The following is a 24,596-nucleotide window of genomic DNA, read 5'->3' on the forward strand; positions in this document are numbered from 1 at the left end:
GAACCCAGAAATGATTTCGGCGAACCCAGAAATGATTTCGGTGAACCCAGAAATGATTTCGGTGAACCCAGAAATGATTTCGGCGAACCCAGAAATGATTTCGGCGAACCCAAAAATGATTTCAAACGGTTGCCCAAAAAGCTTGATGCAGACTAAAGTCTGCTACGGCTTCCTCCCACGCCTAAAAGAACGTGGGCTTTCGCCTTCAAACACTGTGAAAGGAAAATTTCTTTTCATTTTTTCTTTTAATTCCTTATGAGGTAGACTTATGATTTTGACTACAACTGACGTGATTCAAGGAGCTGTTATCCAATCATATTTGGGTATTGTGACAGCCGAAATCGTTTACGGAAGCAATTTTATACGAGATTTCTTTGCAGGCTTGCGAGATATTATTGGTGGACGTACTGGTAGCTACGAGCGCTTATTTGAAGAAGGTCAACGCAAAGCACTGGCAGAATTAGAACAACGGGCATTACGTTTAGGTGCAGATGCAGTCATTGGTATTGAAATTGATACAGGGACAATTAATGTTGACCAATCAGGAGTATTACTATTAATCACAGCTACAGGTACTGCTGTAAAAATGCGTTAATAGAAAGTAGAAACATGGATGTGGACTCCCTTTGGAAAGCTAATATAAACAGGACTATGGTCTACTTTGTAGAGTAAATGAAGGCTCAAAAACCACATCTTAAATTTATAACAATATTCTTCCCTTTCTCCTTTCCAAGTTATTTGTGATGGATGCTAGTATACACGCTTGATAACAGCTATATAACTAAAACAGTATATATTAATTTACGTTTTGCAATTAAATTTAATGTATTTTATGTTTTCAAATTTGCTTCCACTTTTGGAGTTTTTCCATAAAAACCTCAAGAATATCACATATATTACCTGTTAAATAAACCTAATACTCAAGGTAGATTTATTAACTCTTTCCGTTGATAGATATGAAAAACTAGAAATAACAATTTAATTTGAAGTTAACTAGCAAAATATTCAGAATAAACCATAAAAAATGAGTTAGGAGAAATTAGTTTTATGTCTTACGTAAATCGTGGTACTGGGGAAGTTATTAATGAACCTGTTGGAGTTACTCCAGTAGTTGATTATCATGATCGTGTTCGCTGGGGACCAATTATTTCTGGGTTACTAATTGCGATCGCCACTCAATTAATTTTAAGCGCGATCGTTGCTGCGCTTGGAGCAAGTACTATTGAAGCTTCTGGTAGACCGAGAACCATAGCACCTAACATTGCTGGTAACGTTGGTATTTGGTCAACTATAGCTTTGTTAATCTCCCTTTTCACTGGTGCTTGGGTGACAGCGCGCGCTTGTGGTCCTATGAACCGCAATACAGCTCTCCTCAACGGTGCAATTCTCTGGGCTACAACCTTAGCAGTTAGTTCTTGGTTAGTAGCAAGCGGTGTGTCAGGCGCTTTTGGTGTTGCAGCTTCTAATGCTGGAGAAGTGATTAATCAACTGCAACAGCAAGGTGGTGTAAATGTGCCACAAAGTAACGTCACTGCTCAACAAGCTCGTGAAATTGCGGCAAATATACGTTCTGGCTTATGGTGGTTTGTTTTTGGCTCTTTACTAGGTTTAATTGCTGCCATGATTGGAGCGGTTGTTGGCGCTCGTAATCCTCGTAATCAAGCAACCTACAGGTAAAACTTAGTTAAAAAAATAAAATTCCACTACTTAGTATATGCACCTTTTGAAGGTGCTTTTTTTCAGAGCAACCCGATTTTAAACAAAGACAACAACTATCGCAATCCTAAATTCCGAAATCATGGCTTTTTCATCTGTAGAATAACTGAAAAAGCAGTAATTCTGCACTGTTTTCGTGTTATTTGTCATGAAACTCGATTTAGGAAGATTTTTTAAAGCTTGTAATCCCAGTAAGACACTCGTTATAGGTAAACCTGAGGATCGCCAGTATTATATTGATTTTGCCAAAGTACGTGGTGGTAAAATTATCGAGGAATTGGGGCGAACCATTTCGCGATTGTCTCCTGATGAACCCACCTGTCAACTGTTTACAGGACACATTGGCTGTGGTAAATCTACTGAATTACTGCGGCTAAAAGCAGAGTTAGAAGAGCAGGAATTTCATGTAGTGTATTTCGAGTCCAGCCAAAGTCTGGATATGGCAGATGTAGATGTTACAGATATTTTACTGGCGATCGCTCGCGAGGTGAGTCAAAGCCTAGAAGCGATTCAAATTAAACTTAAACCAGGCTATTTTCAAAATCTGTTTACAGAAATTGTTGAATTTCTCAATACACCAATAGAATTATCCGCGGAAGCAGAGTTATCTGTAGGTATTGGCAAGATTACAGCTAAAACTAAAGATAGTCCCAAGCTTCGCAATCAGCTTAGACAATATTTAGAGCCACGTACAAATGGTATTTTAGAATCAATTAATCAAGAGTTATTAAAACCTGCTATAGAAAAACTCAAGCATAAAGGTAAAAAAGGACTAGTAGTTATTATCGATAATCTTGATCGAGTAGATAATTCTGTCAAACCATCGGGTTATTATCAGCCAGAATATTTATTTGTAGAACGTGGTGAACAATTAAATCAGCTTCATTGTCACGTTGTCTATACAGTTCCGCTGATATTACTTTTTTCCAACGCTTTAGGAAGGCTGACAAATCGCTTTGGCGTAGACCCCAAAGTGTTACCAATGGTTCCTGTGCAGTTACGAGATGGTTCTGAATGTCAAGAAGGAATGCTCAAACTGCAACAACTAGTGATGGCGAGAGCTTTTCCTGGTGTCAGTTGGGAAGTGAGCCAAAATTTGATTACCCAGGTTTTTGATAGTTCTGAGACATTAGAACGGTTATGTCGAGTTAGCGGTGGTCATGCGCGAAACTTACTCATGTTACTTTACCGTTGTTTACAAAGAGAAGATCCGCCCCTTTCCCGTGAATGTCTCGAAAGCGTAATTAAACAAAGACGCAATGAATTAGCTTTGGCAATTACTCCCGATGAATGGGAATTACTTGATGAGGTGGTTGCACACAAAAGCTTAAGAGGAGAGGACAATTATCAACTTTTGATTCGCAGTATGTTTGTATTTGAATATCGAGATCAAGATGGTTCTTGGTTTGATATCAATCCTATTTTAGGGGATAGGGGATAGGGGATCGGGGATCGGGGATAGGGGAGATGGGGGAGATGGGGGAGACGCGGGGACGCGGAGAAAAACCAATGCCCAATGCCCAATGCCCAATGCCCAATGCCCAATGACTCTGGCTTGCTCACGATATCTTCCTTCTACCTTTGACCTCGATTAATCTCATCACAGAGATGGCGATCGTCATCACTCAAATTAACATTGGGATTCTTCAGATAATATTGGAGCCAATTACAACCCCGCACCAGTAACTCATCTAAACTTTCCACAGGCCACAAGCGCACTGTACGGTCAACTGATGCGGTGGCTATGTACTTACCATCAGGGCTAAAACTCACATTATTAACTATGCTCCGATGCCCTTTGAATTTGGCAATTTGTTGCCCGTTGAGATTCCACAAGCACACTGTACGGTCAACTGAGGCGGTGGCTATGTACTTACTATCAGGGCTAAAACTTACGCTATTGACTATGCTTTGATGCCCTTTGAATTCATTAATTTGCTGTCCTTTGAGATTCCACAAGCACACTGTACGATCAGATGATGCGGTTGCAATATAGTTGCCATCGGGGCTAAAACTCACACTCTTGACACTGCCGAGATGCCCTTTAAATTCAATGATTTGCTGTCCTTTGAGATTCCACAAGCACACTGTACGATCAGATGATGCGGTTGCAATATAGTTGCCATCGGGGCTGAAACTCACACTCGTGACACTGCCGAGATGACCTTTAAATTCATTAATTAATTTTCCTCTGATGTTCCACAACCGCGCTGTACCGTCATCAGATGCAGTAGCAATAATTTTACCATCAGGGCTAAAACTCACACTCGTGACACTGCCAAGATGCCCTTTAAATTCAATGATTTGCTGTCCTTCGAGATTCCACAAGCACACTGTACGATCAGATGATGCGGTTGCAATATGGTTGCCATTGGGGCTGAAACTCACACTCGTGACACTGCCGAGATGCCCTTTAAATTCAGTGATTTGCTGCTCTTTGAGATTCCACAACCGCGCTGTACCGTCATCAGATGCAGTAGCAATAATTTTACCATCAGGGCTAAAACTCACACTCGTGACAATGTCTTGATGACCTTTAAATTCATTAATTAATTTTCCTCTGATGTTCCACAACCGCGCTGTACCGTCATCAGATGCAGTGGCAATAGTTTTACCATCGAGGCTGAAACTCACACTCGTGACAATGTCCTGATGCCCTTTAAATTCAGTGATTTGTTGCCCGTCGAGGTTCCATAATCGCGCCGTACCATCAATTGATGCAGTGACAATATTTTTGCCATCAGGGCTAAAACTCAAGCTAGTGACAATTTCCTCATGCCCTTTAAACTCAGTGATTTGCTGCCCGTTAATATTCCATAACTGGGCTGTACCGTCAAGCGATGCAGTGACAATATTTTTGCCGTCGGGGCTGAAACTTACACTATATATACTTCCTTGATACCCGTTGAATCTGGTGATTTGCTGCCCATTGAGGTTCCACAACCGTGCTGTGCCATCAAGTGATGCAGTGACAATATTTTTACCGTCGGGGCTAAAACTCACACTCATGACACTGCCAAGATGCCCTATAAATTCAGTGATTTGCTGCCCGTTAATATTCCATAACTGGGCTGTACCGTCAAGCGATGCAGTGACAATATTTTTACCGTCGGGGCTAAAACTCACACTCATGACACTGCCAAGATGCCCTATAAATTCAGTGATTTGCTGCCCATTGAGGTTCCACAACCGTGCTGTACCGTCAAGCGATGCAGTGACAATATTTTTACCGTCGGGGCTGAAATTCACACTTGTGACACTGCCGAGATGTCCTATGAATTCAGTGATTTGCTGTCCGTTGAGGTTCCACAATCGTGCTGTTGTGTCATTAGATGTAGTAGCAATATTTTTACCGTCGGGGCTGAAACTCACACTTTTGACAATGTCTTGATGCCCTTGTATCTGGTTACGTTCTTGGATATTGTCGAGAATAGTTTGCAAAGCAAACAAAGGGCTGATAGCTGGATAATCTTCTAAAGGACGACCATCTTTGACTAAAACTTGCAAAGCTTTCCCACACCGTATTGCTGATATTAAAGCGTCTAACTGGGCAAACTCAAATTGTCTTAAGGCACTTACCCCCTCTCGTTCATATTTCATGCCTTCCTGAGCTTCTTTGAGAGCCGTTCGTTTTTTTTCTACTTCCTCACTGATTTTTTTAAGTTCTGCTTCTTTTGTTTTCAGTTCATTTTCAATACACTTTAAATTCTCTTCCGCTAGTTGACGCTGTTCTCTTTCCCTCGCCAATTCTGCTAACAACTCATCACTCTGTTGACGACGAATAAAATCCACCAGATAATCATGCACCAATTGATATAAATCAGCCGGCTTCTCTGGAATTAAAACCACTAAACCTGACTTGACAACAATCTCTAACACCAAATCTAATTTCTCAACTTCCGCAACTAAGTCATCTGCTAACTGAGCGCGAGTCTTCAGGGGACGAGTGCCATTTTCATCAGTGAGTAAATATAAAACCAGTCGAGCGCAGCGTTCATTCTCAACCCCACAATCTTGAATCACTGCTTCCAAAAATCTTTCTACCAGTTTTTCCTTCGTCCCCACCTCCTGATATTGCTCAATCGTATGAATCTTTTCTGTTTGCAATTGGGCGCCGACAATTTGCAACTCAATCGGGCGTACTTCCCCCAAATCCCCCGCTAAATCTGCCACTAATTGCTCAATCAACGCAGGTTCTAAACCAAACTGGGTGCGTTCCGTTAAACTTTGCACAACTTTCTGAGCATCTGCTGGCAAAAAATTACCCAAATAATAGCGAATGTTCTTATCTAAAATATTATTGTTAATAACAGTCAAATTAAATAAACGGTCTAACTCTAATAAATAATGTAAATAATCTTCCCGTAAAGACAGAATCACTTTGGTGAATGGAATATCTAGACATTGACGCAGAAAATCATAAAAAGCTCGTCTGTTAATTTTCTCAGAATAAACAAAGAAAAACTCTTCAAACTGATCAAAAACCAAAACAGTTAATAAATTTCTCTCACCATTTCTGCGTAATTGCTCAATAATTCCGCCACCATCAACCGGGGTAGATAATTTCTGACCTCTAATTTCCTCATAACCTACTACCAAACAGCGCCCCAACATCCCCACCCAATCTGTATACACTCGTAACAACACAGGTAAAACATCACGAGCATCAATTGCTTGTTGTTGCAATGCTGGAATTAAACCCGCCTGCAAAATCGAACTTTTCCCGACTCCCGATTGTCCATGAATCACAATTAATTTGTGTTGAGTACTGCTAATTCTTTCAATTAATCTCCTGACATCTTCTTCTCTACCAGAAGCAGCAATCTCTTGAGCCACTATAGCATGTTTTTCAGCTTGTACTAAATCAGGATTAATACTGTAACGTTGCGGCTGTAAATAATTTGCTCCAATAAAAGCCCGCAAACCATATTGATATTCCAGAGCCATTTGCTCTTGCTTAATCCGAAAAGCTGCAAGATAATTTTTCTGCTCATAATAGAGTAAACGCAAAGTTTCCAAAATCTGAATATAAAGCTTTGGCTCATATTGCGGATTACTTTCTTCTCTAGCTATTTCTAAATTATTAATTGCTGCTGCAACTTCACCTAAATATTGTTGAGAACGAGCTAACAAAAATCGTAACCAACCTCGCTCATGTAATTCCTGGCTAGATTCTGCTGAGAAAATTTCCAAAGCTTGTTGAGCAAAATTATTAGCTTCTCGCCAGCGTGATTTTTCTAAAGCCACTTCTGCCAAAAAACCGTAATCCTCAGCCAATTGTAGCGGCAAATCATAATTTTGATGCAGCGTCAATGAAGATTCAGCCAAGCTTTGCAACTCATACCATTGTTTTAATTGGCGCAACACCTCACCCAATTTATTAATATATTCAGCAACTAAATCTTCCCTTTCTGCTTGTCTAAAAATCTCAAAACTCTGCTGAAAATAATCTTTTGCTGCTTCCCAATTCTCTTGATTTTGTAAATGATATTTTTCCGCAAGGCGATAATCAGCCAGTGCAATATGCAGTAATAATTTCCCTCGCCTTTCTAAAGGAAGTTGGGGGGTGTTAATTCCCTGCCAAAAATTTAAACTCTGCTGATAATGCTCTAAAGCCGAATTTATTTGATCTCGCTGGTAATCATGCAAACCCAACACAAACTCAATACAACCTTTAATTTCCGATGATAAAACTTGACCACGAGATTCTAAATCATCTTTAGCAGCTGCTAATTCCCAGCAAACTTGTAAATTGGGAATGACATCACCAGCAAAAACCTCAGCAATTTTTTGCTCTAAAAACTTGATTAAATCATCAGTCTTTTTTTTTAATTCAACTGTTGTCGCCCAACTTTCTAAATCTGTTGCTAACCTAATAAACTGTTGTAAAACTTGGTCATTCACCCACAACAATATTGGAAATTGAAAATTCTTTCTAAACTCTTCCCGCACTTGATTAGCTGAAGTCAAAACTGTGTCGAGATTTTTCACCGACTCCAAACCAAACACCATCAAAGCGGGTGGTTGTTCATCTCCCAATAGTTCACTGATAGCCGTGTAAAGAGTTTTGACTGATGCAGACAAAGTAATTTCGTGAATATTTACAGGCGAAACTTCCCGCAAACGTTGTACCATTGTCTCTTGCAGAGAAGCATAATTACACCGCACCAATATCAGCGAAAATTGCCCTTGTGAAAGAGTAATTGCTCTGATCAGAGTTTGTAAAGAACTTTCGTTGTTTGTCATTGGTCATTTGTCATTCTGCTAACGATGATAGAACATCGCAATCTTTGTGATGATGTCAAATAGAGGATTGGAAAACAGCACCACTAACCAACAACCAAGACTTACCATTTTAAATAAGCCGCTTCAATTCCCTGCTCTCGCCTCACTTTACCATCTTTCTCAAACCAAGCGATTATTTGCTGTGTTGTCAAATCTTCAATAGAAACATTGTACTCTTGGGCAATATGCTTCAAAAGCTTTAATGATGAAATAGTCAATCTTGTTAAAAATTTTTCCGGTGAAGATAATAAAGCCGCATCTACTTTTGCTGACTCTTCCAATGATAAAAATTGTTCGGATGGTGGCTGGGGCAAAATATCCATAATGACTATACACAACGAAATGAAATGGGTGATTTCTAATCTGTAAAACAAATTACTAATTACCCATTATCTCTGACATAAACTAAAAATGAATAGCTACATTATTCCTATGCTCTAACTTTTCTCGCTTGCACTAAATAGCCACAACGATGTTCACCGTTAATAATCCAGTGGGTACGTTCGATTGTACAATCTGGTAAAACAGCAGCAAACATTTCTAACTCATGACCGCAAATACTGGGGAAAGACTCTGCAAGATTAGAAATGGCACAGTTATGCTCCATTAAAATAAAGCGATCGCCACTTGCGGACTCACTTGAGTCTATGGGGTGGTACTCCGCCATGTAACCTTCAGATTTCCTCAGTTCTACCAAATTTTCAACCCTTTGATGTAAAGAGCCATCACCTAAGCGATCGCGATATTCTTGGGCTTTGCGTTCCCATTGTTTTTTTAGAATACTGCTGACTTGGTCGTGTCCAACGGTTTGAGCCACAGTATCTAATAAGGAAACGGCAAAATCTCCATAGGTATCAGCCGTTTCTCTTCGCAGGCGATCGCGTCCTTTGTTGCTTAACTTATAAACGTGCTGCGGTCGCCCCATCCCCGCTTGCACCGACGAATAGACAATCAAATCCTCCGCCTCTAAATCCTTGAGATGGCGACGAATCGCCTGGGGGCTAATATCTAAGGCTGCGGCTAGATCAACTGCCGTAGCTTCCACGTGTTTGACCAGATATTCTAGAATATCCTGCTTGGTTGAGGACTGCTGGGTAGTCACCATCGTCGTCCCAAAAAATCATGATTAAATTTCACTTTGACAACAATATTGTTGTTAATCTAGCGTAAAATGAAGATGTGTTAAACAACATCGCTGTTGTTTTAGTAGTTATCCTTATTGTAACAGTCGTGTGACCATTCGGTAACACCTGATGGGAATTGGTTATCGATAAATCCCGCTCCCATCCTTAAAGAGTATAGAGTTGTGAACACAAGAGAAAATCACTGATGAGTGCCACTGTTAAAACCTTAGTCAATCAACCCTATAAGTACGGCTTCATTACCAACATTGAAGCAGACACGATTCCCCGTGGACTAAACGAGGATATCGTCCGCATGATTTCTGCCAAGAAAAACGAGCCAGAATTTATGCTGGAGTTTCGCCTCAGAGCTTACCGCCAGTGGCAAAAAATGACAGAACCAACCTGGCCAAGCGTTAAATACCCACCTATTGACTATCAAAATATTATTTACTACTCAGCCCCCAAGCAACAAGCGAAAAAGAAAAGCTTGGAAGAAGTAGATCCAACCCTGCTCGAAACCTTTGAAAAATTGGGTATCCCTCTATCAGAACAAAAGCGCCTAGCGAATGTCGCCGTAGACGCAATTTTTGATAGCGTTTCTGTCGCCACCACCTTTAAAGAAAAACTGGCGAAAGAAGGGGTTATCTTCTGCTCGATTTCCGAAGCATTGCAGGAACACCCAGAATTAGTGAAAAAATACCTGGGTAGCGTCGTTCCCATTGCTGATAATTATTTTGCTGCTCTCAATTCAGCAGTATTTAGCGATGGTTCCTTCGTCTACATTCCCAAAGGCGTGAAATGTCCGATGGAACTGTCTACCTACTTCCGGATTAACAACGGCGACACCGGACAGTTTGAGCGGACATTAATTGTTGCTGAAGATGACAGCTATGTTTCCTACCTCGAAGGCTGTACAGCACCAATGTACGACAGCAACCAGCTACACGCTGCGGTTGTGGAACTTGTCGCGCTTGATAATGCTGAAATTAAATACTCCACCGTGCAGAACTGGTACGCTGGTGATGAAAAAGGCAAAGGTGGTATTTACAACTTCGTCACTAAGCGCGGTTTATGTCAAGGTGTAAATTCCAAGATTTCTTGGACACAGGTAGAAACTGGTTCTGCAATTACTTGGAAGTATCCTAGTTGCGTGCTGGTGGGTGATAACTCTGTGGGTGAGTTTTACTCGGTGGCGCTAACTAATAATATGCAGCAAGCTGACACCGGCACTAAAATGATTCACATCGGGAAAAATACCCGCAGTACGATTATTTCTAAGGGGATCTCTGCTGGTAATTCTAGTAACAGCTATCGAGGTTTGGTAAAAATTAACCCGAAGGCACAAGGAGCTAGAAACTACTCCCAGTGCGACTCGATGTTGATTGGGGATAATGCACATGCCAATACTTTTCCTTATATTCAGGTACAAAATAATACTGGTAAGGTAGAGCATGAAGCTTCTACTTCTAAGATTGGGGAAGACCAGTTATTTTATTTTGCTCAACGGGGAATTTCTGCTGAAGATGCTGTGACGATGATGATTAGCGGCTTCTGTAAGGATGTGTTTAACAATCTGCCGATGGAATTTGCGGTGGAAGCTGATAAACTGTTGAGTCTGAAGTTGGAAGGTAGTGTTGGGTAATTTCGTGTCTTTGTGCCTTGGTGGTTAAGAAATACTATTGAACCGCGAAGGCGCGAAGGACGCGAAGGAGGAAGAGAAAGAATTAAAAGAGAGAGAACATGATTATTGAAAATAGTGAAGTTGTGCTGTCGGTAAGAGACTTGACGGCTGAAATTGATGGGACACCGATTCTTAAGGGTGTGAATCTGGAGGTGCGTTCTGGGGAAATTCATGCGATTATGGGACCGAATGGTTCTGGAAAGAGTACTTTTTCTAAGGTGTTGGCTGGACATCCGGCCTATGAGGTGACTGGCGGTGAGGTGATTTTCCAGGGACAAAATTTGCTGGAAATGGAACCGGAGGAACGGGCTAGGAGTGGTGTGTTTTTGGCGTTCCAATATCCTTTTGAGATTCCGGGTGTTAGCAATTTAGATTTTTTACGCTTGGCGTATAATTCTAAGCGGAAGGCTCAGGGATTGGAAGAAATTGATGCTTTTGATTTTGATGATTTGGTGGAGGAAAAGCTGGAAGTTGTGAAAATGGATTCGGCTTTTCTTAACCGGAGTGTGAATGAGGGTTTCTCTGGTGGTGAGAAAAAGCGCAATGAGATTTTGCAAATGGCGCTACTGGAACCAAAGCTGGCGATTCTGGATGAAACAGATTCAGGTTTGGATATTGATGCGCTCAAAATTGTGGCGAATGGGGTAAATCGGTTGACTAGCCCTGAGAATGCCACGATTATGATTACTCACTATCAGCGGCTACTCAATTACATTGTGCCGGACTATGTGCATGTCATGGCTAGAGGACGGATTCTCACTTCTGGTGGTAAGGAGTTGGCGTTGGAGTTGGAATCTCGTGGTTATGACTGGTTGTTGGATGAATTTGCGACTGAGGTGGGTGTGTAATGACTATCCAAGTTTCTCCCAGTCCAATTCCTAATTCAGATGCAGCTAGTTTGAGTGCGACTCTGTTGGATAGGGATGGTTATTTAACTGAGTTATTAAATCAGATTACGGCGTCGAAGTCAGAGGGTTGGTTGCAAGTTCTGCGCGATCGCGCGGCCAATTGGGTACGTCATTCGACTTTTCCTACTACCCGCGATGAGGAATGGCGGTTTACTGATTTGTCTGCTTTACGACAGACGCGATTAATCGCATCTCTACAAAATATTGCTCCACAAAATTTCGCGTCTCTACAAGATATTAATATTTTGCCGGAGGCTGCTAATTCTCGCTTGGTTTTTGTGAATGGTGTTTATGCACCAAGTTTATCATCGGTGGCTGGGTTGCCAAATGGGGTGGTGGTCGGTAATTTGGGTGTGTCAAGTCAGCCGAGTTTAGAGAAATATTTGGCACAATCGGAAGGAGCGCTGGAAGTTTTTACGGCTCTCAATACTGCTGGAATTCAAGATTTGGCGGTGGTTTGGGTTCCGAAGAATGTGGTGGTAGAAACACTGATTCATTTGGTGTTTGTTAGTGCTGGTCAAGAGCCGAGTATTTCTCAACCCCGTTGTTTGGTGGTGGCGGAAGGTGGTTCGCAGGTGAGTTTGGTGGAAGAGTATAGAAACCGCCATGACGCCAAGAACGCCAAGGAGGTTTACTTGACTAATGCTGTGACTGAGATTTGCTTGGAAGATAATGCTCAGGTAAATCACACGCGGGTTGAGTGGGGTAGTACGGAGGCTTTTCACGTTGGTAAAACTGCTGTCACTCAAGGACGTTACAGTCGGTATACTTGTAATGCAATTAGTCTGGGTGGGAAGGTGTCACGCCACAATTTAGAGGTTTTGCAAACTGGTGAGCAAACGGAAACGACTCTCAATGGGTTGACGGTGATTGGTGGGAATCAGTTAGCGGATACTCACAGTGCGATCGCTCTCAATTATCCTTATGGTAAGAGTCAGCAGTTACACAAAACTATTGTAGGCGATCGCGCTCATGCGGTGTTTAATGGTAAGGTTTTTGTTCCTAAACCCGCGCAGTTGACGGACGCAGCGCAATTGAATCGCAATTTGTTGTTATCATCTAAAGCCAGAGTTGATACTAAACCCCAACTGGAAATTACCGCCGATAATGTCAAATGCTCTCACGGTGCGACTGTCAGTCAGTTAGAAGACGATGAAATTTTCTATCTGCAAAGTCGGGGTATTGATGAAGAAAGCGCGCGCCATTTATTAGTTCATGCTTTTGCTGCGGAAATTATCAACTACATCCCCATTCCCTCTTTGCGTGAAAAACTCACACAAACAGTCAACCAATTTTAGATTTTAGATTTTGGATTTTAGATTGTGTAGTGTTTTTGTTTATTGAATGTTGTTTGGAATAACTATCAACTAACAACCAATCCATTACTTATTACCCAATCCCTAATCCAAAATCATAAATCCCTAATCCAAAATCCAAAATCCAAAATCCAAAATTCTATGACTTTTACCCAAGAAAGAACCCTTGCTGATCAAGTCCGTCTTGACTTCCCGATTTTACACCAGGAAGTCAATGGCAAACCTTTAGTTTATTTTGACAACGCAGCGACTTCTCAAAAGCCTCTGTTTGTACTTAATACCCTCCGGGATTATTACGAACAGTACAATTCTAATGTCCATCGCGGTGTCCATACCCTGAGTGCGAAAGCGACTGATGCTTATGAAGGGGCACGAGATAAAGTTGCTGCGTTTGTCAATGCGAAATCGCGTCAAGAAATTGTCTTCACTCGTAACGCAACTGAAGCGATTAACTTAGTTGCTTACAGTTGGGGAATGAATAATTTGCAGCCAGGAGATGAGATTATTCTGTCGGTGATGGAACACCACAGTAATATTGTTCCTTGGCAATTTGTTGCTGCGAAAACTGGTGCAGTGTTGAAATATGTAGAACTAACATCAGCAGAAACTTTGGATTTAGAACATTTCCAAACACTGCTTTCGGAAAAAACAAAATTGGTGTCGCTGGTACATGTTTCTAACACTTTGGGTTGCATTAACCCAGTGACAGAAATTTGCACTTTAGTACACAAATATGGAGCCAAGGTATTAATTGATGCTTGTCAAAGTGTACCGCACATGCCAGTTGATGTACAGCAAATTGGCTGCGACTGGTTGGTAGCTTCTGGTCATAAAATGTGCGCCCCGACTGGGATTGGCTTTTTGTATGGCAAGTTGGAATTGCTGCAAGCAATGCCCCCATTTTTTGGTGGTGGTGAAATGATTGCGGAGGTTTTTTTAGACTATTCTACCTACGCAGATTTACCACATAAATTTGAAGCTGGGACACCTGCAATTGGGGAAGCGATCGCTCTGGGTGCAGCTGTAGACTATCTTACTAAAATTGGTATGGACAAAATCCACGCCTATGAAGCAGAATTAACTGCTTACCTATTTGAACAATTAGAGAAAATTCCCCAAATTAAAATATACGGGCCGAAACCAAATGCTCAAGGTGAAGGTAGAGCTGCTTTAGCTGCATTTACTGTCACTGGAGTTCACGCCAACGACTTATCTACATTATTAGATGGGGAAGGTGTTGCTATCCGTTCTGGACACCACTGCACCCAACCATTACACCGCTATCTCAATATTCCGGCGACTGCACGCGCTAGTCTATCTTTCTATAATACTCGTGAAGAAATTGATGTATTCATCAAAGCACTGAAGGAAACAATTGACTTTTTTAGCGGATTGTTTGGTGAACAGTGATCCAAAAACCAACTGACAATTGTACAGACGCGATGTTCCTCGCGTCTCTAGCTGATCACTCTCAAAACCATGTAGACTGGAAATTGTAAAGAATATGCCGGTCAATGCAAAATCCTACACAGATGTCGCAGTCAATCCGCGCCCATTTATTTATTTCTGGTAGAGTTCAAGGCGTAGGTTATCGTTTTGCTACCGTCGATACAGCTAGTCAGCTGGGATTAAGTGGTTGGGTGCGAAATCTCCCTGATGGTCGCGTAGAAGCTGTTTTTGAAGGTGTGCAGGAAGTTGTAGAAGACATGATTCGCTGGTGTCATCAAGGTCCACCAGCAGCTATGGTTAAAGATGTGGTTGTGGAGTATGAAGAACCAGAAGGTTTACGGAGATTTGAAGTCAGGCGTGTTGAGTAAAAACAACCCAGTAGTGAGATTTACTACGAATAGTAAACTTTCTCTATCTTTCCAAATCAATGGTGCTTGAGATGTGCTCACCCTGAGTTGAAAATATCTATAAATAAATTAAATCTGAAATTGAATTTGATTCAGGAGTGTATAAAAAGGTTGCCAATTGTCTTCTTGAGTAATTGGTTCCCAGATTGATTCTATCACTGGTCTTAAAATCACAGTTTGAGGATTATAACAAACTAAAGTTTGAGCTACTTTCTCTATCTCTTCCGGTGTCAAATTGGTTAAAATTCTGTGATATATCCCCGACCAATTTAAAAATAATTCTGACCTACCTAAAGATTGTCCAATTTCTGAATTGCTGAGAATACTACTAGCATCATCTCTCCATTTGCTAGAAAAATTAGTAGCTAAATCTGCAAAAAAGTGATGATAACTGACTGGATAATGCTTTAAAAAATTAATAGTTGCTTTTAAAAGTTCTTCAGCTTCTGGATTAGACAAATTCTCAAAACCTAATTTTCTTAGCATTAAACAACGATATTCAGCCAAATAAAAATCATCGAATTGTGCTAAACCAGCTTCCATTTCAGTTTGAGGAATCACAGCTTTTAAGGCTTCTTGGAGTGCTTCCAGATTCCACTTACAAATTTCTGGTTGATTGATGTAACAATAGCGTTTGTAATAATCAAAATATGCCGCAGTGAAAAACGGGTCATAATTAGGAATAAAAGCATAGGGGCCATAATCAAAACTTTCCCCTGTAATCGACATATTGTCAGTATTGAGAACCGCATGACAAAAACCAACTGCCATCCATTGTGCAACTAATTCTGCTGTTCTTTGGACTAATTCTGCATAAAATAAAGCATACTTATCTTGTTGGTCATCTAAATGTTGATAGTATTCTTTAATTACATGATCTAATAGCTTTTTGATTAAATCTGGACGGCGAAAATATTGTAACCGTTCAAAAGTACCAAAGCGAATGTGTGATTTACTCACCCGTATCATTACGGAAGAACGAGTAGGAGAAGGTTCATCACCTCGCCACAGAGATAAACCTGTTTCAATCATACTCAGACATCGGGAAGTACGTACACCCATTCTATGTAACATTTCCCCAGCCAAAACTTCACGGACGCCTCCCTTTAATGTCAGCATACCGTCACCACCACGAGAATAGGGCGTTCTACCAGAACCTTTTGTACCGAAGTCGTAAAGTTCACCATCAATACCACGCACTTGTCCGTAGAGAAAACCTCTTCCATCACCTAATTGAGGGTTATATTCACCAAATTGATAACCGTGGTATCGCAGTGCTAATAAAGGTTTGCGTTCTTCAAATTTGCCAAAAGCGGTGATAAAATCTTCGTCTGTAACTGCTGGAGGATTTAGTCCCAGCTTTAGTAACAACGCATCATTACGCCAGCGCAGAATGTGTTGAGGAAATTCCGCAGCTGCAACTTCATCGTAATAGTCGTCGCCTAAAGATTCTAAGGCAGGTTCGTAGTTAAGACCAAAAAAAGGATTTTTAGAATTAGTGTCGTCGGAAGTTTTAACCAGAGTCATTATGAGTACAACTTAGTTCACCTTCTCTTCATCATAGTCGCAGATTGGAGGGAGGGACAGGGGAAGGGAAGGGAGACAAGGAAGTGTGGGGAGTGTGGGGAGAATAACCAATGCCCAATGCCCGATGCCCGATGCCCATTGACAAATGACCATAATTTACCTCGGTTGCCAATCGGGATTAGTTAAGCTTGTTAAAATATGATCTTGCCATTGTCCATTAATTAATAGGTAATTGCGGGCGTATCCTTCTACGACAAAGCCTAATCTTTTCAACAAATTACCACTACGCTGATTATGAGGCATGTAGTTTGCCATGATGCGATGCATATTTAGCTCTCTAAATATATATGCGATCGCAGCTTGCAAACCTTCTGTCATATAACCTTTACTTTGTTCAGCCTCTGCAAGACCGTAGCCAACATTACAGTATTGTGCAACTCCTCGGACAAAGTTACTAAAATTTATAGTTCCAATGATTTTTTTCGGATTTTCTTTGACAAACATAAATAATCGTAAAGAAAAATCATTGGCAAGCTCATGTAAATTTATTTCTAGTTGCAATTGCCAATATTCTTCTGTGAAAAAACTATTACCCCAAAGAGGATAAAAGGGAGTAAAATAGGCTTTATTTTCAGTAAAATACTGGATAATTTCTGGTATATCCTCTTGGTTAGCCATTCGTAATAGCAGGCGTTCAGTGACAATTCTTGGTGGTTCAACTTTCTTCATCTCAATTTATTGTTAATGTGATTAACTTGAATAACATTTTTTAGTATCTAAAACTTCTTTCATCCCAACCGCAGTTGGTATAAACCCTTTATTAAATAAAGTCAATTTGTTGTAACAAGCATTTGTCAAAATCGCATTCTTGAAATTAGCTCCTCGTAAATCCGCACCCCGCAAATCTACACCAGTTAAATTTGTGCCTTGAAAATTGGCATTTTTTAAATCTAAACCTTGGAGTTTAGCTCCTGTAATAGATGCTCCAAAAAGTAATGGCAATTGTTTTTTTGATGATTTTTTTAGTAAATTTATTTCAGACAAAAACATCACCACATAACGCCGACGTTCTGGATCTAATTCCTGTAATGTAGCCTGAGTCATAGCTCGAATCATTGCTGAATGTTCTGGCTTGGATTGGGATTTTTCTGTTAAAACTATATTCCCTATTGTTTTGATGTAATCAGATAAAATAACGTGACTTTGGTAATCAACTGTCGATTCAGTATTTATATAAAATTCTTTAAACTGAGATGTTTGTTGATTTAAAGTATTGCTGAGATTGCCTATAATCAACAATAGTCCTAATATTAATAGAATTAGCGTAGTTACAATTGCCCCGAATGCCTCTCTAGGTATATTGATAGTACTAATGCTGAATTTTAATGTTTCGACAGTTCTATCAATATAAGTACTTAAGGTAGAAGTTGTAGCAGCAGAAACTTCATTTAGTTTAACAATTTTATTAGTTTCTTTACTCATGGACTTAGGTATAAAAACGAAAAAATGTGACGCAGTTGACAAAATTGTAGCTAGTAATTACTCTTCTTGCTAATTTAGCAGTGAATATGAAAAAAGCAACTGCAAATTTCAGGATTTTGATAATTTAAAATTGCTTATATAGTTATCCGATTTGATTCCTGCGCGTTGCTGAATCAGTAGTAGAAACAAGCAACAGGGAAGAAAAAATAAACTTATACTGAGTTTTGTTCCCAAATCAAATAGGACTCCTATATTTTGAAATAGTAATTTACTCAAGAAAATATAGAATTTGACGATTTTTATTATTTCTTTATAAATAAAGTTCTAATAGCATTGTGGATGAGATTGCTTAGTACTCAAAAACCATATAACCTGATTTCTGAGCCAAAATCACAAGTGCGATAGAAAATTCATCAACAAGGTAGGCAAAGCCGTGGAAATACGCTACGATTGGCAAAAATCAGAAATCAGATCAATTTACGATACACCATTTTTAGAGCTGATATACCAGGCGGCTAGTGTGCATCGTCAATATCACAACTCTAAACAAATTCAAGTTTGTAAGCTCATTTCTATTAAAACAGGAGCTTGTCCTGAAGACTGTAGCTATTGCGCTCAATCTTCTCGCTACAAAACAGAAGTTAAACCACAAGCACTTTTAGACAAACAAACAGTAGTTAACATTGCCCAAGAAGCAAAAAATAGTGGTGTCAGTCGCGTTTGTATGGGTGCGGCTTGGCGAGAAGTGCGGGATAATTCTCAATTTGACCAAGTTTTAGATATGGTCAAAGAAGTTACAGCATTAGGATTAGAAGTATGTTGCACTCTGGGAATGCTGACTGAAAAGCAAGCCAAGCAATTAGAAGCAGCAGGACTTTACGCTTATAACCATAACCTAGATACATCCCCGGAATACTATAGCACGATTATTACTACCAGAACTTATAGCGATCGCCTAGACACAATTAACAATGTCCGTCAGACTAACGTCACCGTCTGCTCCGGTGGTATTCTGGGTTTGGGCGAAAATGTCGAAGACCGCGTTTCAATGCTGCACACTCTAGCTAATTTGCATCCTCATCCAGAGTCTGTACCAATTAATATTCTTTCCAAAGTCCAAGGTACACCCTTAGAAAATCAACCAGATGTTCCCATTTGGGATGTCGTGCGGATGATAGCGACAGCACGTCTGATTATGCCAGCTTCTGATGTGCGCTTGAGCGCAGGTAGAGCCAAACTTTCTCAAGTTGAACAAGCTTTATGCTTCTTAGCAGGAGCCAATTCTATCTTTTCCAGTGATAACGGTCACATGTTGACCGTCACCACACCTTGTCCTGGCTATGATGCAGACCAAGAAATGCTAAATTTGCTTGGTTTGGAAATGCGTCCGTCGTTCGTTGGTAAACAGAAGGCGACAACAGAAGTTGTGGTTGGATAGTAGAGGATAGGACGCGGGAAGGGAAGGGGGACAACTTCTCAGTTATCAGTTATCAGTTATCAAATTAAACTGGTAACTGTTAACTGTTAACTGTTAACTGTTAACTGATAACTGATAACTGATTCATGCCCATTAAAGAATCTTAGCGGCGCGCAGACCAAACAGTAAACCGACTGCAATGCCAAAAAAGATTGCCAAGAAGACGATATAAGATACTACGGCTAACATTTACGTTTCTCCACAATTATTTACTCTTAAATCTATTGAATCATTTGTTAGTGGTTAGTGGTTGAAAAGAGGGCAAAGGGAAAGACCTTGATAGTTTGCAGTACCCTTTCGATGAATCGACTACAACCGACCGTATTGCTACTTAACTGAGATATTTACCGAAATGTCGAACTCATGTAGTGTAGATATACATAACTTTAACCGTGTGATTCCCCAGGTGCATTTTTTAAAAAACTTACAATCACGCTAAATATTTTTTGTCTAAATACTCAATTTAAGTTATTCATCACCACTGCCGGAGGTTATGTTGAGAAAGCTTTCACGATTAAAATATTTGTTGCTCTTTGGAATTTCCATCTGCTTGATGCTATTTACTAGAATGACATTGGCACAAGCGTTTTATCCAGCTAATGTCCTGCAAGCGCAAGTGCAAATTACAGGTGCAGACATTAATGGCACACTCTTTTTGACACAGCGAGAGAATGAGGCGGTACGGATTCGGGGTAAAATTCAAGGCAACCCGACTAAACTGACTCCTGGTCTACATGGACTTCATATTCATTCTGTGGGTGTGTGTGAACCTGATGCTAGTCCTGCTTATAGTACGAGTGGTGGACATTTTGACCCAGGGCCTTTTAGTTCGGAAACTCCTGTACAGGATAACCATCCGTATCATCTAGGTGATTTGCCAAATTTGGAAGTAGATCAACAGGGACGGGCAAAATATGATGCGATCACCAGTCGAATTAGCCTCAGTGAAGGCCCTGTCAGTGTGTTTGACGGTAATGGTAGCGCCATCATCATTCATTTGTTACCAGATCAACAAAAAGCTGAGGGTACGGCGGCGGATGCAGGTGGAGGACGTATAGCCTGTGGAGTGATATTATAATCGCTATCCAACGGTGAAGCTAGTACAGCATTGCGGTAGAATATTCGACACGGACTTGCAAAGGGGGTAGTAATGGCTTCCGTAATTAAAGTAAATCTACCGCAGCAGTCTTATGAGATTGCGATCGCACCAGGTAGCCTAGATCAATTAGGCGAATACATGGCTAATTTACAGTTAGGTAAGAAAGTTTTGCTAGTTTCTAACCCGACTGTTTTTCAATTTTATGGGGAAAGAGCGATCGCATCACTTCAAGCTGCCAATTTTGAAGTTGCAAGCCATATTTTACCTGATGGCGAAAATTATAAAACCTTGGCATCGGTAGAAAAATTATACAACACAGCACTGGAGAACCGCTTAGAACGCTCTGCCACAATGGTAGCTTTGGGAGGGGGCGTCATCGGCGATATGACGGGTTTTGCAGCGGCGACTTGGTTACGAGGCATTAATTTTATACAAGTCCCTACAACCCTTTTAGCCATGGTAGATGCAGCCATTGGTGGGAAAACAGGCGTCAACCATCCCCAAGGTAAAAACTTAATTGGCGCATTCCATCAACCGCGATTAGTATTACTTGATCCTGATGTGCTGAAAACCCTACCCGCACGAGAATTTGGTGCAGGGATGGCAGAGGTGATCAAGTATGCTGTTATTTGGAATGCCCAGTTATTTGCTGAATTAGAAGCAAGTCTGCGTTTGGATGAAATGAGATATATTCAGCCAGAATTAATAGACATCATATTAACTCGTTCCTGTCAAGCTAAAGCTGATGTTGTCAGCAAAGATGAGAAAGAAGCCGGACTACGGGCGATACTCAACTACGGACATACCATCGGTCATGCAGTGGAAAGCTTGACAGGTTATACACAAATACTGCATGGGGAAGGAGTTGCGATCGGGATGGTAGCAGCAGGACAGATCGCTGTAGAACTGGGAATGTGGAGTCAGGCTGAAGCAAAACGGCAAGATGCTTTAATAGAAAAAGCAGGTTTACCAACTAAATTACCATCTGGGTTGGATATTGCAGCGATTATTGAAGCATTACAGATTGATAAAAAGGTAAAAGCGGGTAAAGTCCGGTTTGTATTACCAACCCAAATTGGTGCAGTGACGGTGACAGATCAAGTCCCAGCAGATATTATTCGACAGGTGTTGCAGAATATGTAATTTACGAAATAGGGGTGTAGGGGAATTGATTGGCTACAAACACCTTATTCCTCTCGCAACAAGACATACAAATTCTTCTGATTCCCACGCATCAGGCGAAAATTTTCATCTAAATAGGTAATATCTGTCCAACCACTAAATGAAAGCTGTGATTCAACAGGAGATTCATCATCTACTCCTAAAGCTTCTCGAAAGGCGAAATCACTTAAATCGCTATTTGCACTTTTGACGAATGTTTCTAGAAAATCTATATTTAGACGCCGGGAATCTTCTATTGTGTAACGTCCTCTGACAACAGTAACTGCTCTAACTCCAGAACTTGCTGTACACTCAATCAAGTTATTATATTGCTGATCAATTAGATAAATTTCTTGAAAAATACCACTAACGCTTACATTCACATTCGGTAGCTTTCCAAAAGAAAGACGTTGCAGAGTCGTTTCTCGTTCTAAACCAAATGTACTGTATAACAGCTGCCACCGCCCTTGTACCAATTCCATCTGCTTTGTAGGTTGGCTATTGGGATTGAAAACCTCAATTTTTTCTGCCAAACTCTCGATTTCCTGCTTTACTTCTGGGGTGCAGTTAAATCCCATATCAGCAGAATCTGCGATCGCAATCAGTTTTTGTTTGAGATTTCTTAGTTCATTATTCATAAATCACCAATTTTTGCCCATGAATAATCCAACAATCCCAAAATCAAAAGCGGGGATCGCGATCTGTAAATTCTTCCGGATGCATTCATTAGTCAGACGGATAAAGAAATGGTAGATGCACCCGAGTTTGTAGCCTTCAGCCTCTGGCTGGGGGCTTTATTATAGCACGTTTAAATATATTAAAACTTCTGCCTTGGTAGGGATTGAAAATATTTGTTCTTCGTTAATTTTTATGGATGCTGCTGTTAGCATCATGGATATAAAAGTAGTAGATGCACCTGGCGTTGCTGAATTTGGTCATTGTCGTTCGATACGAAATTCTTGTAGAGACGTAGCAATGCTACGTCTCTCTACATAAGCCTGAATGATAAATTCATATCTTGATTCAGCAACGCTATAAAAGTTTCTAATTTTAAATAAAAAATCAATTGCTTATTTATTAACGTAGGAGTTCTGGTAGTAAAGTAGGAGCTGCAAAAAATAAATAACCAATCAGGGTAAACAATAGAGTAGTTAAAACAGTAAATATGTAGCCAATACACATCAATAAACCATCAGATTCTATTGTTGCCACTGTTAATAGTAAAATACCTATAGTTGGGATAGGATTCGTAAGAGGAACAGGTGATATTAGCAACAATGCTAACCAAGAAATACAAAACCCATTAAACCGCCAAATGTAAGGATGACCAGCTATTTTTGACAACCGAGGGCGAGCAATTTTTTCTATAATTCTGGTAATGCGTCGCAAATTTTGCAATAGGATATTAGCAAAAGCACGAGGAAATTTGTATGTAGCTATTTTCCTAGGTAGCCAGGGCGATCGCCTACCCAAAACCATTTGCACTGACAAGATCAAGCAAGCGCCACCAAATGGCCCTGTTAATCCTGGTGGCATTGGAAACAAAAATGGTAAAACTAACAATGCAATCACCAAATTAAAACCTCGTTCCGAAGTTTCTGCCAGGATATCTCCAAGTGACAACGGTTTTTCAGCTAACCGTTGTAACAGTAACTTGATATCTTGAGAAAATTTTAGATGCATCTGTTCTGAGGTGATGTGAGTCTTCACAATACCGAGTCTTACTAAGTTATCTAAATTAAATTAGAGATCAATACAAATATTTTTACATTAATTCCGAAAATAGTAGATTGACATCTGTCAATAGTTAGTTATTAGTTATAGTTTATTAGTAGTTAGTTAAGAAGCTATATTTTATCTATGTGCCTACCGTTCTAGTAGACACACAGACACTTAATGGCTTGATGCAGGTAGCCGAAGAAGACACGTCTATAGCAATCCTATATGATTTGTCAAAATCGCAGAGCTTAGATCCCGACTTCTTTTAAGAAATCGGGGATCTTGTTTCTCACGAATGATTTAGGAATGCTATATGTGTTGAAAAAATAATGATTGAAACACCAAGACACTTAGACACTAAGAAATTTTGGTGAGCTATACAATCTCAAACTCTATCTGCTGACTGTGCAAAAAATCATGAGTAAAATGATCTACTACATTCGTATCACTCAATTCTAAATTATAAAAATCTACGTTATCATGCTCAAAATATGGGCCTGCGTGCCAAGTTCCTACATCTAATTTGATAAAACAATTTCCAGGAATACGGAACGCAGAAATATTTACTAAATCTGGTTGTTTGACTTCATTATTAGGAGGACAAACTGCAATTAACCAGTCTTTACCTTCTAATGAACCTAGACATTGAGTGCATTGGATGTGGCGAGTAATTTTGTGAAATTTTCGTCCGCGACGCTCCAAATGCATAATATAGAAACGGGGTGTACCTTTATCTAGTTTTAATTGAGCATCTTCTGTATCAAAGGTTTTCCCGTCTTTACTTGGAAAAATTACCTGTCCATAACGGGCAAAGTTTTCTGGTGTCAGCAATTGAGCTTCTAATTGTTTGACTGTCTTTGCTGTATGCATATTTATGATTATGTATATTAATGAATCTTGAGGGCGATCGCTATCTATGACTCTGCTCTTTTTTGATGTTAAAACAAGTTACTTGGACTGAGTTAAATGCATATATTTCTTCTGGTGTCAAGTTTAAATACTTAAAAGTTTCATGTTAAATTGATTACATTAGACTGTAATAAGGTTTTTTGGGTTATGATTTACAAATGAGTTATAAAAATAACTAATACATTTAATAGCGAAGCTCTGTGTTCATGAGATTTACATTTGCTGAGTTTGCTTGATCATATTTGCTCTGAGTTTAAAATCAAACCTACGATAGATGTTTTAGTATTAATACTCAAATAAAAGTTTTTTGGTAACATTTTTGTGGTTCTATACCTT

General features: G+C 40.1%; 23 protein-coding genes. 13 read left to right on the forward strand and 10 right to left on the reverse strand.

The genetic code is table 11. The features are described 5' to 3' along the window. From B4U84_RS31120 to B4U84_RS06415, 4 genes are all read left to right on the forward strand, one after another. The coding region (locus tag B4U84_RS31120; RefSeq protein WP_207390904.1) for a hypothetical protein at nt 1-259 on the forward strand (259 nt) is incomplete at its 5' end. Nucleotides 260-268: 9 nt separating this feature from the next. Then, nucleotides 269-595: a YbjQ family protein gene (locus B4U84_RS06405; protein WP_017309178.1), complete on the forward strand. Its 327-nt coding sequence runs from the start codon at nt 269-271 to the stop codon at nt 593-595. Between the two features lie 452 nt (nt 596-1,047). Further along, nucleotides 1,048-1,677, forward strand: a complete 630-nt coding sequence (locus tag B4U84_RS06410; protein ID WP_017309177.1) for a hypothetical protein — start codon at nt 1,048-1,050, stop codon at nt 1,675-1,677. A gap of 187 nt (nt 1,678-1,864) precedes the next feature. After that, the gene (locus B4U84_RS06415; RefSeq protein ID WP_131116220.1) at nt 1,865-3,157 is read left to right on the forward strand and encodes a P-loop NTPase fold protein; all 1,293 of its coding nucleotides are present in this window, start codon (nt 1,865-1,867) and stop codon (nt 3,155-3,157) included. A gap of 134 nt (nt 3,158-3,291) precedes the next feature. Here B4U84_RS06415 and B4U84_RS06420 read toward each other — a convergent pair whose 3' ends face one another. The 3 genes from B4U84_RS06420 to sufR form a co-directional block, all read right to left on the reverse strand. After that, complete coding sequence (locus B4U84_RS06420; RefSeq protein ID WP_131116223.1) at nt 3,292-7,962, reverse strand: WD40 domain-containing protein; 4,671 nt, start codon at nt 7,960-7,962, stop codon at nt 3,292-3,294. A 101-nt stretch (nt 7,963-8,063) separates the two neighbouring features. Then, the gene (locus B4U84_RS06425) at nt 8,064-8,324 is read right to left on the reverse strand and encodes an NDH complex assembly factor CRR9 (RefSeq protein ID WP_131116226.1); all 261 of its coding nucleotides are present in this window, start codon (nt 8,322-8,324) and stop codon (nt 8,064-8,066) included. 107 nt (nt 8,325-8,431) lie between these two features. Continuing rightward, nucleotides 8,432-9,106 carry an iron-sulfur cluster biosynthesis transcriptional regulator SufR gene (sufR, locus tag B4U84_RS06430; RefSeq protein WP_131116229.1) on the reverse strand — a complete coding sequence of 225 codons (675 nt, stop codon included), beginning with the start codon at nt 9,104-9,106 and terminating at the stop codon, nt 8,432-8,434. 224 nt (nt 9,107-9,330) lie between these two features. Between sufR and sufB the strand changes: the two genes are divergently transcribed. The 5 genes from sufB to B4U84_RS06455 all read left to right on the forward strand — a co-directional run bounded on the left by sufB (nt 9,331) and on the right by B4U84_RS06455 (nt 14,847). Beyond that, complete coding sequence (gene sufB, locus B4U84_RS06435; protein ID WP_017309174.1) at nt 9,331-10,767, forward strand: Fe-S cluster assembly protein SufB; 1,437 nt, start codon at nt 9,331-9,333, stop codon at nt 10,765-10,767. Between the two features lie 98 nt (nt 10,768-10,865). Next, on the forward strand, nt 10,866-11,654 hold the full coding sequence (gene sufC / locus B4U84_RS06440; RefSeq protein WP_131116232.1) for a Fe-S cluster assembly ATPase SufC: 789 nt from the start codon (nt 10,866-10,868) through the stop codon (nt 11,652-11,654). Continuing rightward, nucleotides 11,654-13,012: a Fe-S cluster assembly protein SufD gene (gene sufD, locus B4U84_RS06445; RefSeq protein WP_131116235.1), complete on the forward strand. Its 1,359-nt coding sequence runs from the start codon at nt 11,654-11,656 to the stop codon at nt 13,010-13,012. The genes sufC and sufD overlap by 1 nt, the downstream gene beginning before the upstream one ends. Before the next feature lie 159 nt (nt 13,013-13,171). After that, a complete protein-coding gene (locus B4U84_RS06450; protein ID WP_131116237.1) occupies nt 13,172-14,440 on the forward strand; it encodes a cysteine desulfurase in 1,269 nt (422 codons plus the stop codon). A 104-nt stretch (nt 14,441-14,544) separates the two neighbouring features. Continuing rightward, nucleotides 14,545-14,847, forward strand: a complete 303-nt coding sequence (locus B4U84_RS06455) for an acylphosphatase (RefSeq protein WP_017309169.1) — start codon at nt 14,545-14,547, stop codon at nt 14,845-14,847. A gap of 108 nt (nt 14,848-14,955) precedes the next feature. On the opposite strand, the gene B4U84_RS06460 is transcribed toward B4U84_RS06455, so the two are convergent. From B4U84_RS06460 to B4U84_RS06475, 3 genes are all read right to left on the reverse strand, one after another. Beyond that, entirely contained in the window at nt 14,956-16,413 is a 1,458-nt protein-coding gene (locus B4U84_RS06460; protein WP_131116240.1) for a protein adenylyltransferase SelO, read from the reverse strand. 156 nt (nt 16,414-16,569) lie between these two features. Beyond that, complete coding sequence (rimJ, locus tag B4U84_RS06470) at nt 16,570-17,142, reverse strand: ribosomal protein S5-alanine N-acetyltransferase (RefSeq protein WP_131116243.1); 573 nt, start codon at nt 17,140-17,142, stop codon at nt 16,570-16,572. A 21-nt stretch (nt 17,143-17,163) separates the two neighbouring features. Beyond that, complete coding sequence (locus B4U84_RS06475) at nt 17,164-17,895, reverse strand: pentapeptide repeat-containing protein (protein WP_131116246.1); 732 nt, start codon at nt 17,893-17,895, stop codon at nt 17,164-17,166. A gap of 433 nt (nt 17,896-18,328) precedes the next feature. Here B4U84_RS06475 and bioB point away from each other — a divergent pair, with 433 nt between their 5' ends. Next, a complete protein-coding gene (gene bioB, locus B4U84_RS06480; protein WP_131116250.1) occupies nt 18,329-19,333 on the forward strand; it encodes a biotin synthase BioB in 1,005 nt (334 codons plus the stop codon). A 132-nt stretch (nt 19,334-19,465) separates the two neighbouring features. Here the strand turns inward: bioB and petL are convergent, their stop codons facing one another. Further along, nucleotides 19,466-19,561, reverse strand: a complete 96-nt coding sequence (petL, locus tag B4U84_RS06485) for a cytochrome b6-f complex subunit PetL (RefSeq protein ID WP_016862386.1) — start codon at nt 19,559-19,561, stop codon at nt 19,466-19,468. A gap of 379 nt (nt 19,562-19,940) precedes the next feature. On the opposite strand from petL, the gene B4U84_RS06490 reads away from it, so the two are divergent. Further along, on the forward strand, nt 19,941-20,450 hold the full coding sequence (locus B4U84_RS06490; protein ID WP_044450781.1) for a superoxide dismutase family protein: 510 nt from the start codon (nt 19,941-19,943) through the stop codon (nt 20,448-20,450). Between the two features lie 72 nt (nt 20,451-20,522). Continuing rightward, nucleotides 20,523-21,614: a 3-dehydroquinate synthase gene (gene aroB / locus B4U84_RS06495; protein ID WP_131116252.1), complete on the forward strand. Its 1,092-nt coding sequence runs from the start codon at nt 20,523-20,525 to the stop codon at nt 21,612-21,614. A gap of 44 nt (nt 21,615-21,658) precedes the next feature. Here aroB and B4U84_RS06500 read toward each other — a convergent pair whose 3' ends face one another. After that, nucleotides 21,659-22,270, reverse strand: a complete 612-nt coding sequence (locus B4U84_RS06500; protein ID WP_131116255.1) for a PAP/fibrillin family protein — start codon at nt 22,268-22,270, stop codon at nt 21,659-21,661. 232 nt (nt 22,271-22,502) lie between these two features. On the opposite strand from B4U84_RS06500, the gene B4U84_RS31900 reads away from it, so the two are divergent. Next, complete coding sequence (locus B4U84_RS31900) at nt 22,503-22,628, forward strand: hypothetical protein (RefSeq protein ID WP_278248302.1); 126 nt, start codon at nt 22,503-22,505, stop codon at nt 22,626-22,628. Between the two features lie 81 nt (nt 22,629-22,709). On the opposite strand, the gene B4U84_RS06505 is transcribed toward B4U84_RS31900, so the two are convergent. Together B4U84_RS06505 and B4U84_RS06510 are read right to left on the reverse strand one after the other, a co-directional pair. Continuing rightward, entirely contained in the window at nt 22,710-23,315 is a 606-nt protein-coding gene (locus tag B4U84_RS06505) for an exopolysaccharide biosynthesis protein (protein ID WP_017309161.1), read from the reverse strand. Nucleotides 23,316-23,726: 411 nt separating this feature from the next. Then, nucleotides 23,727-24,221: an ureidoglycolate lyase gene (locus B4U84_RS06510; RefSeq protein ID WP_131116258.1), complete on the reverse strand. Its 495-nt coding sequence runs from the start codon at nt 24,219-24,221 to the stop codon at nt 23,727-23,729. Nucleotides 24,222-24,596: the final 375 nt, after the last annotated feature.

The sequence above is a fragment of the Westiellopsis prolifica IICB1 genome, from assembly GCF_004323185.1.
In the GTDB taxonomy this organism is placed as follows: domain Bacteria; phylum Cyanobacteriota; class Cyanobacteriia; order Cyanobacteriales; family Nostocaceae; genus Pelatocladus; species Pelatocladus prolificus_A.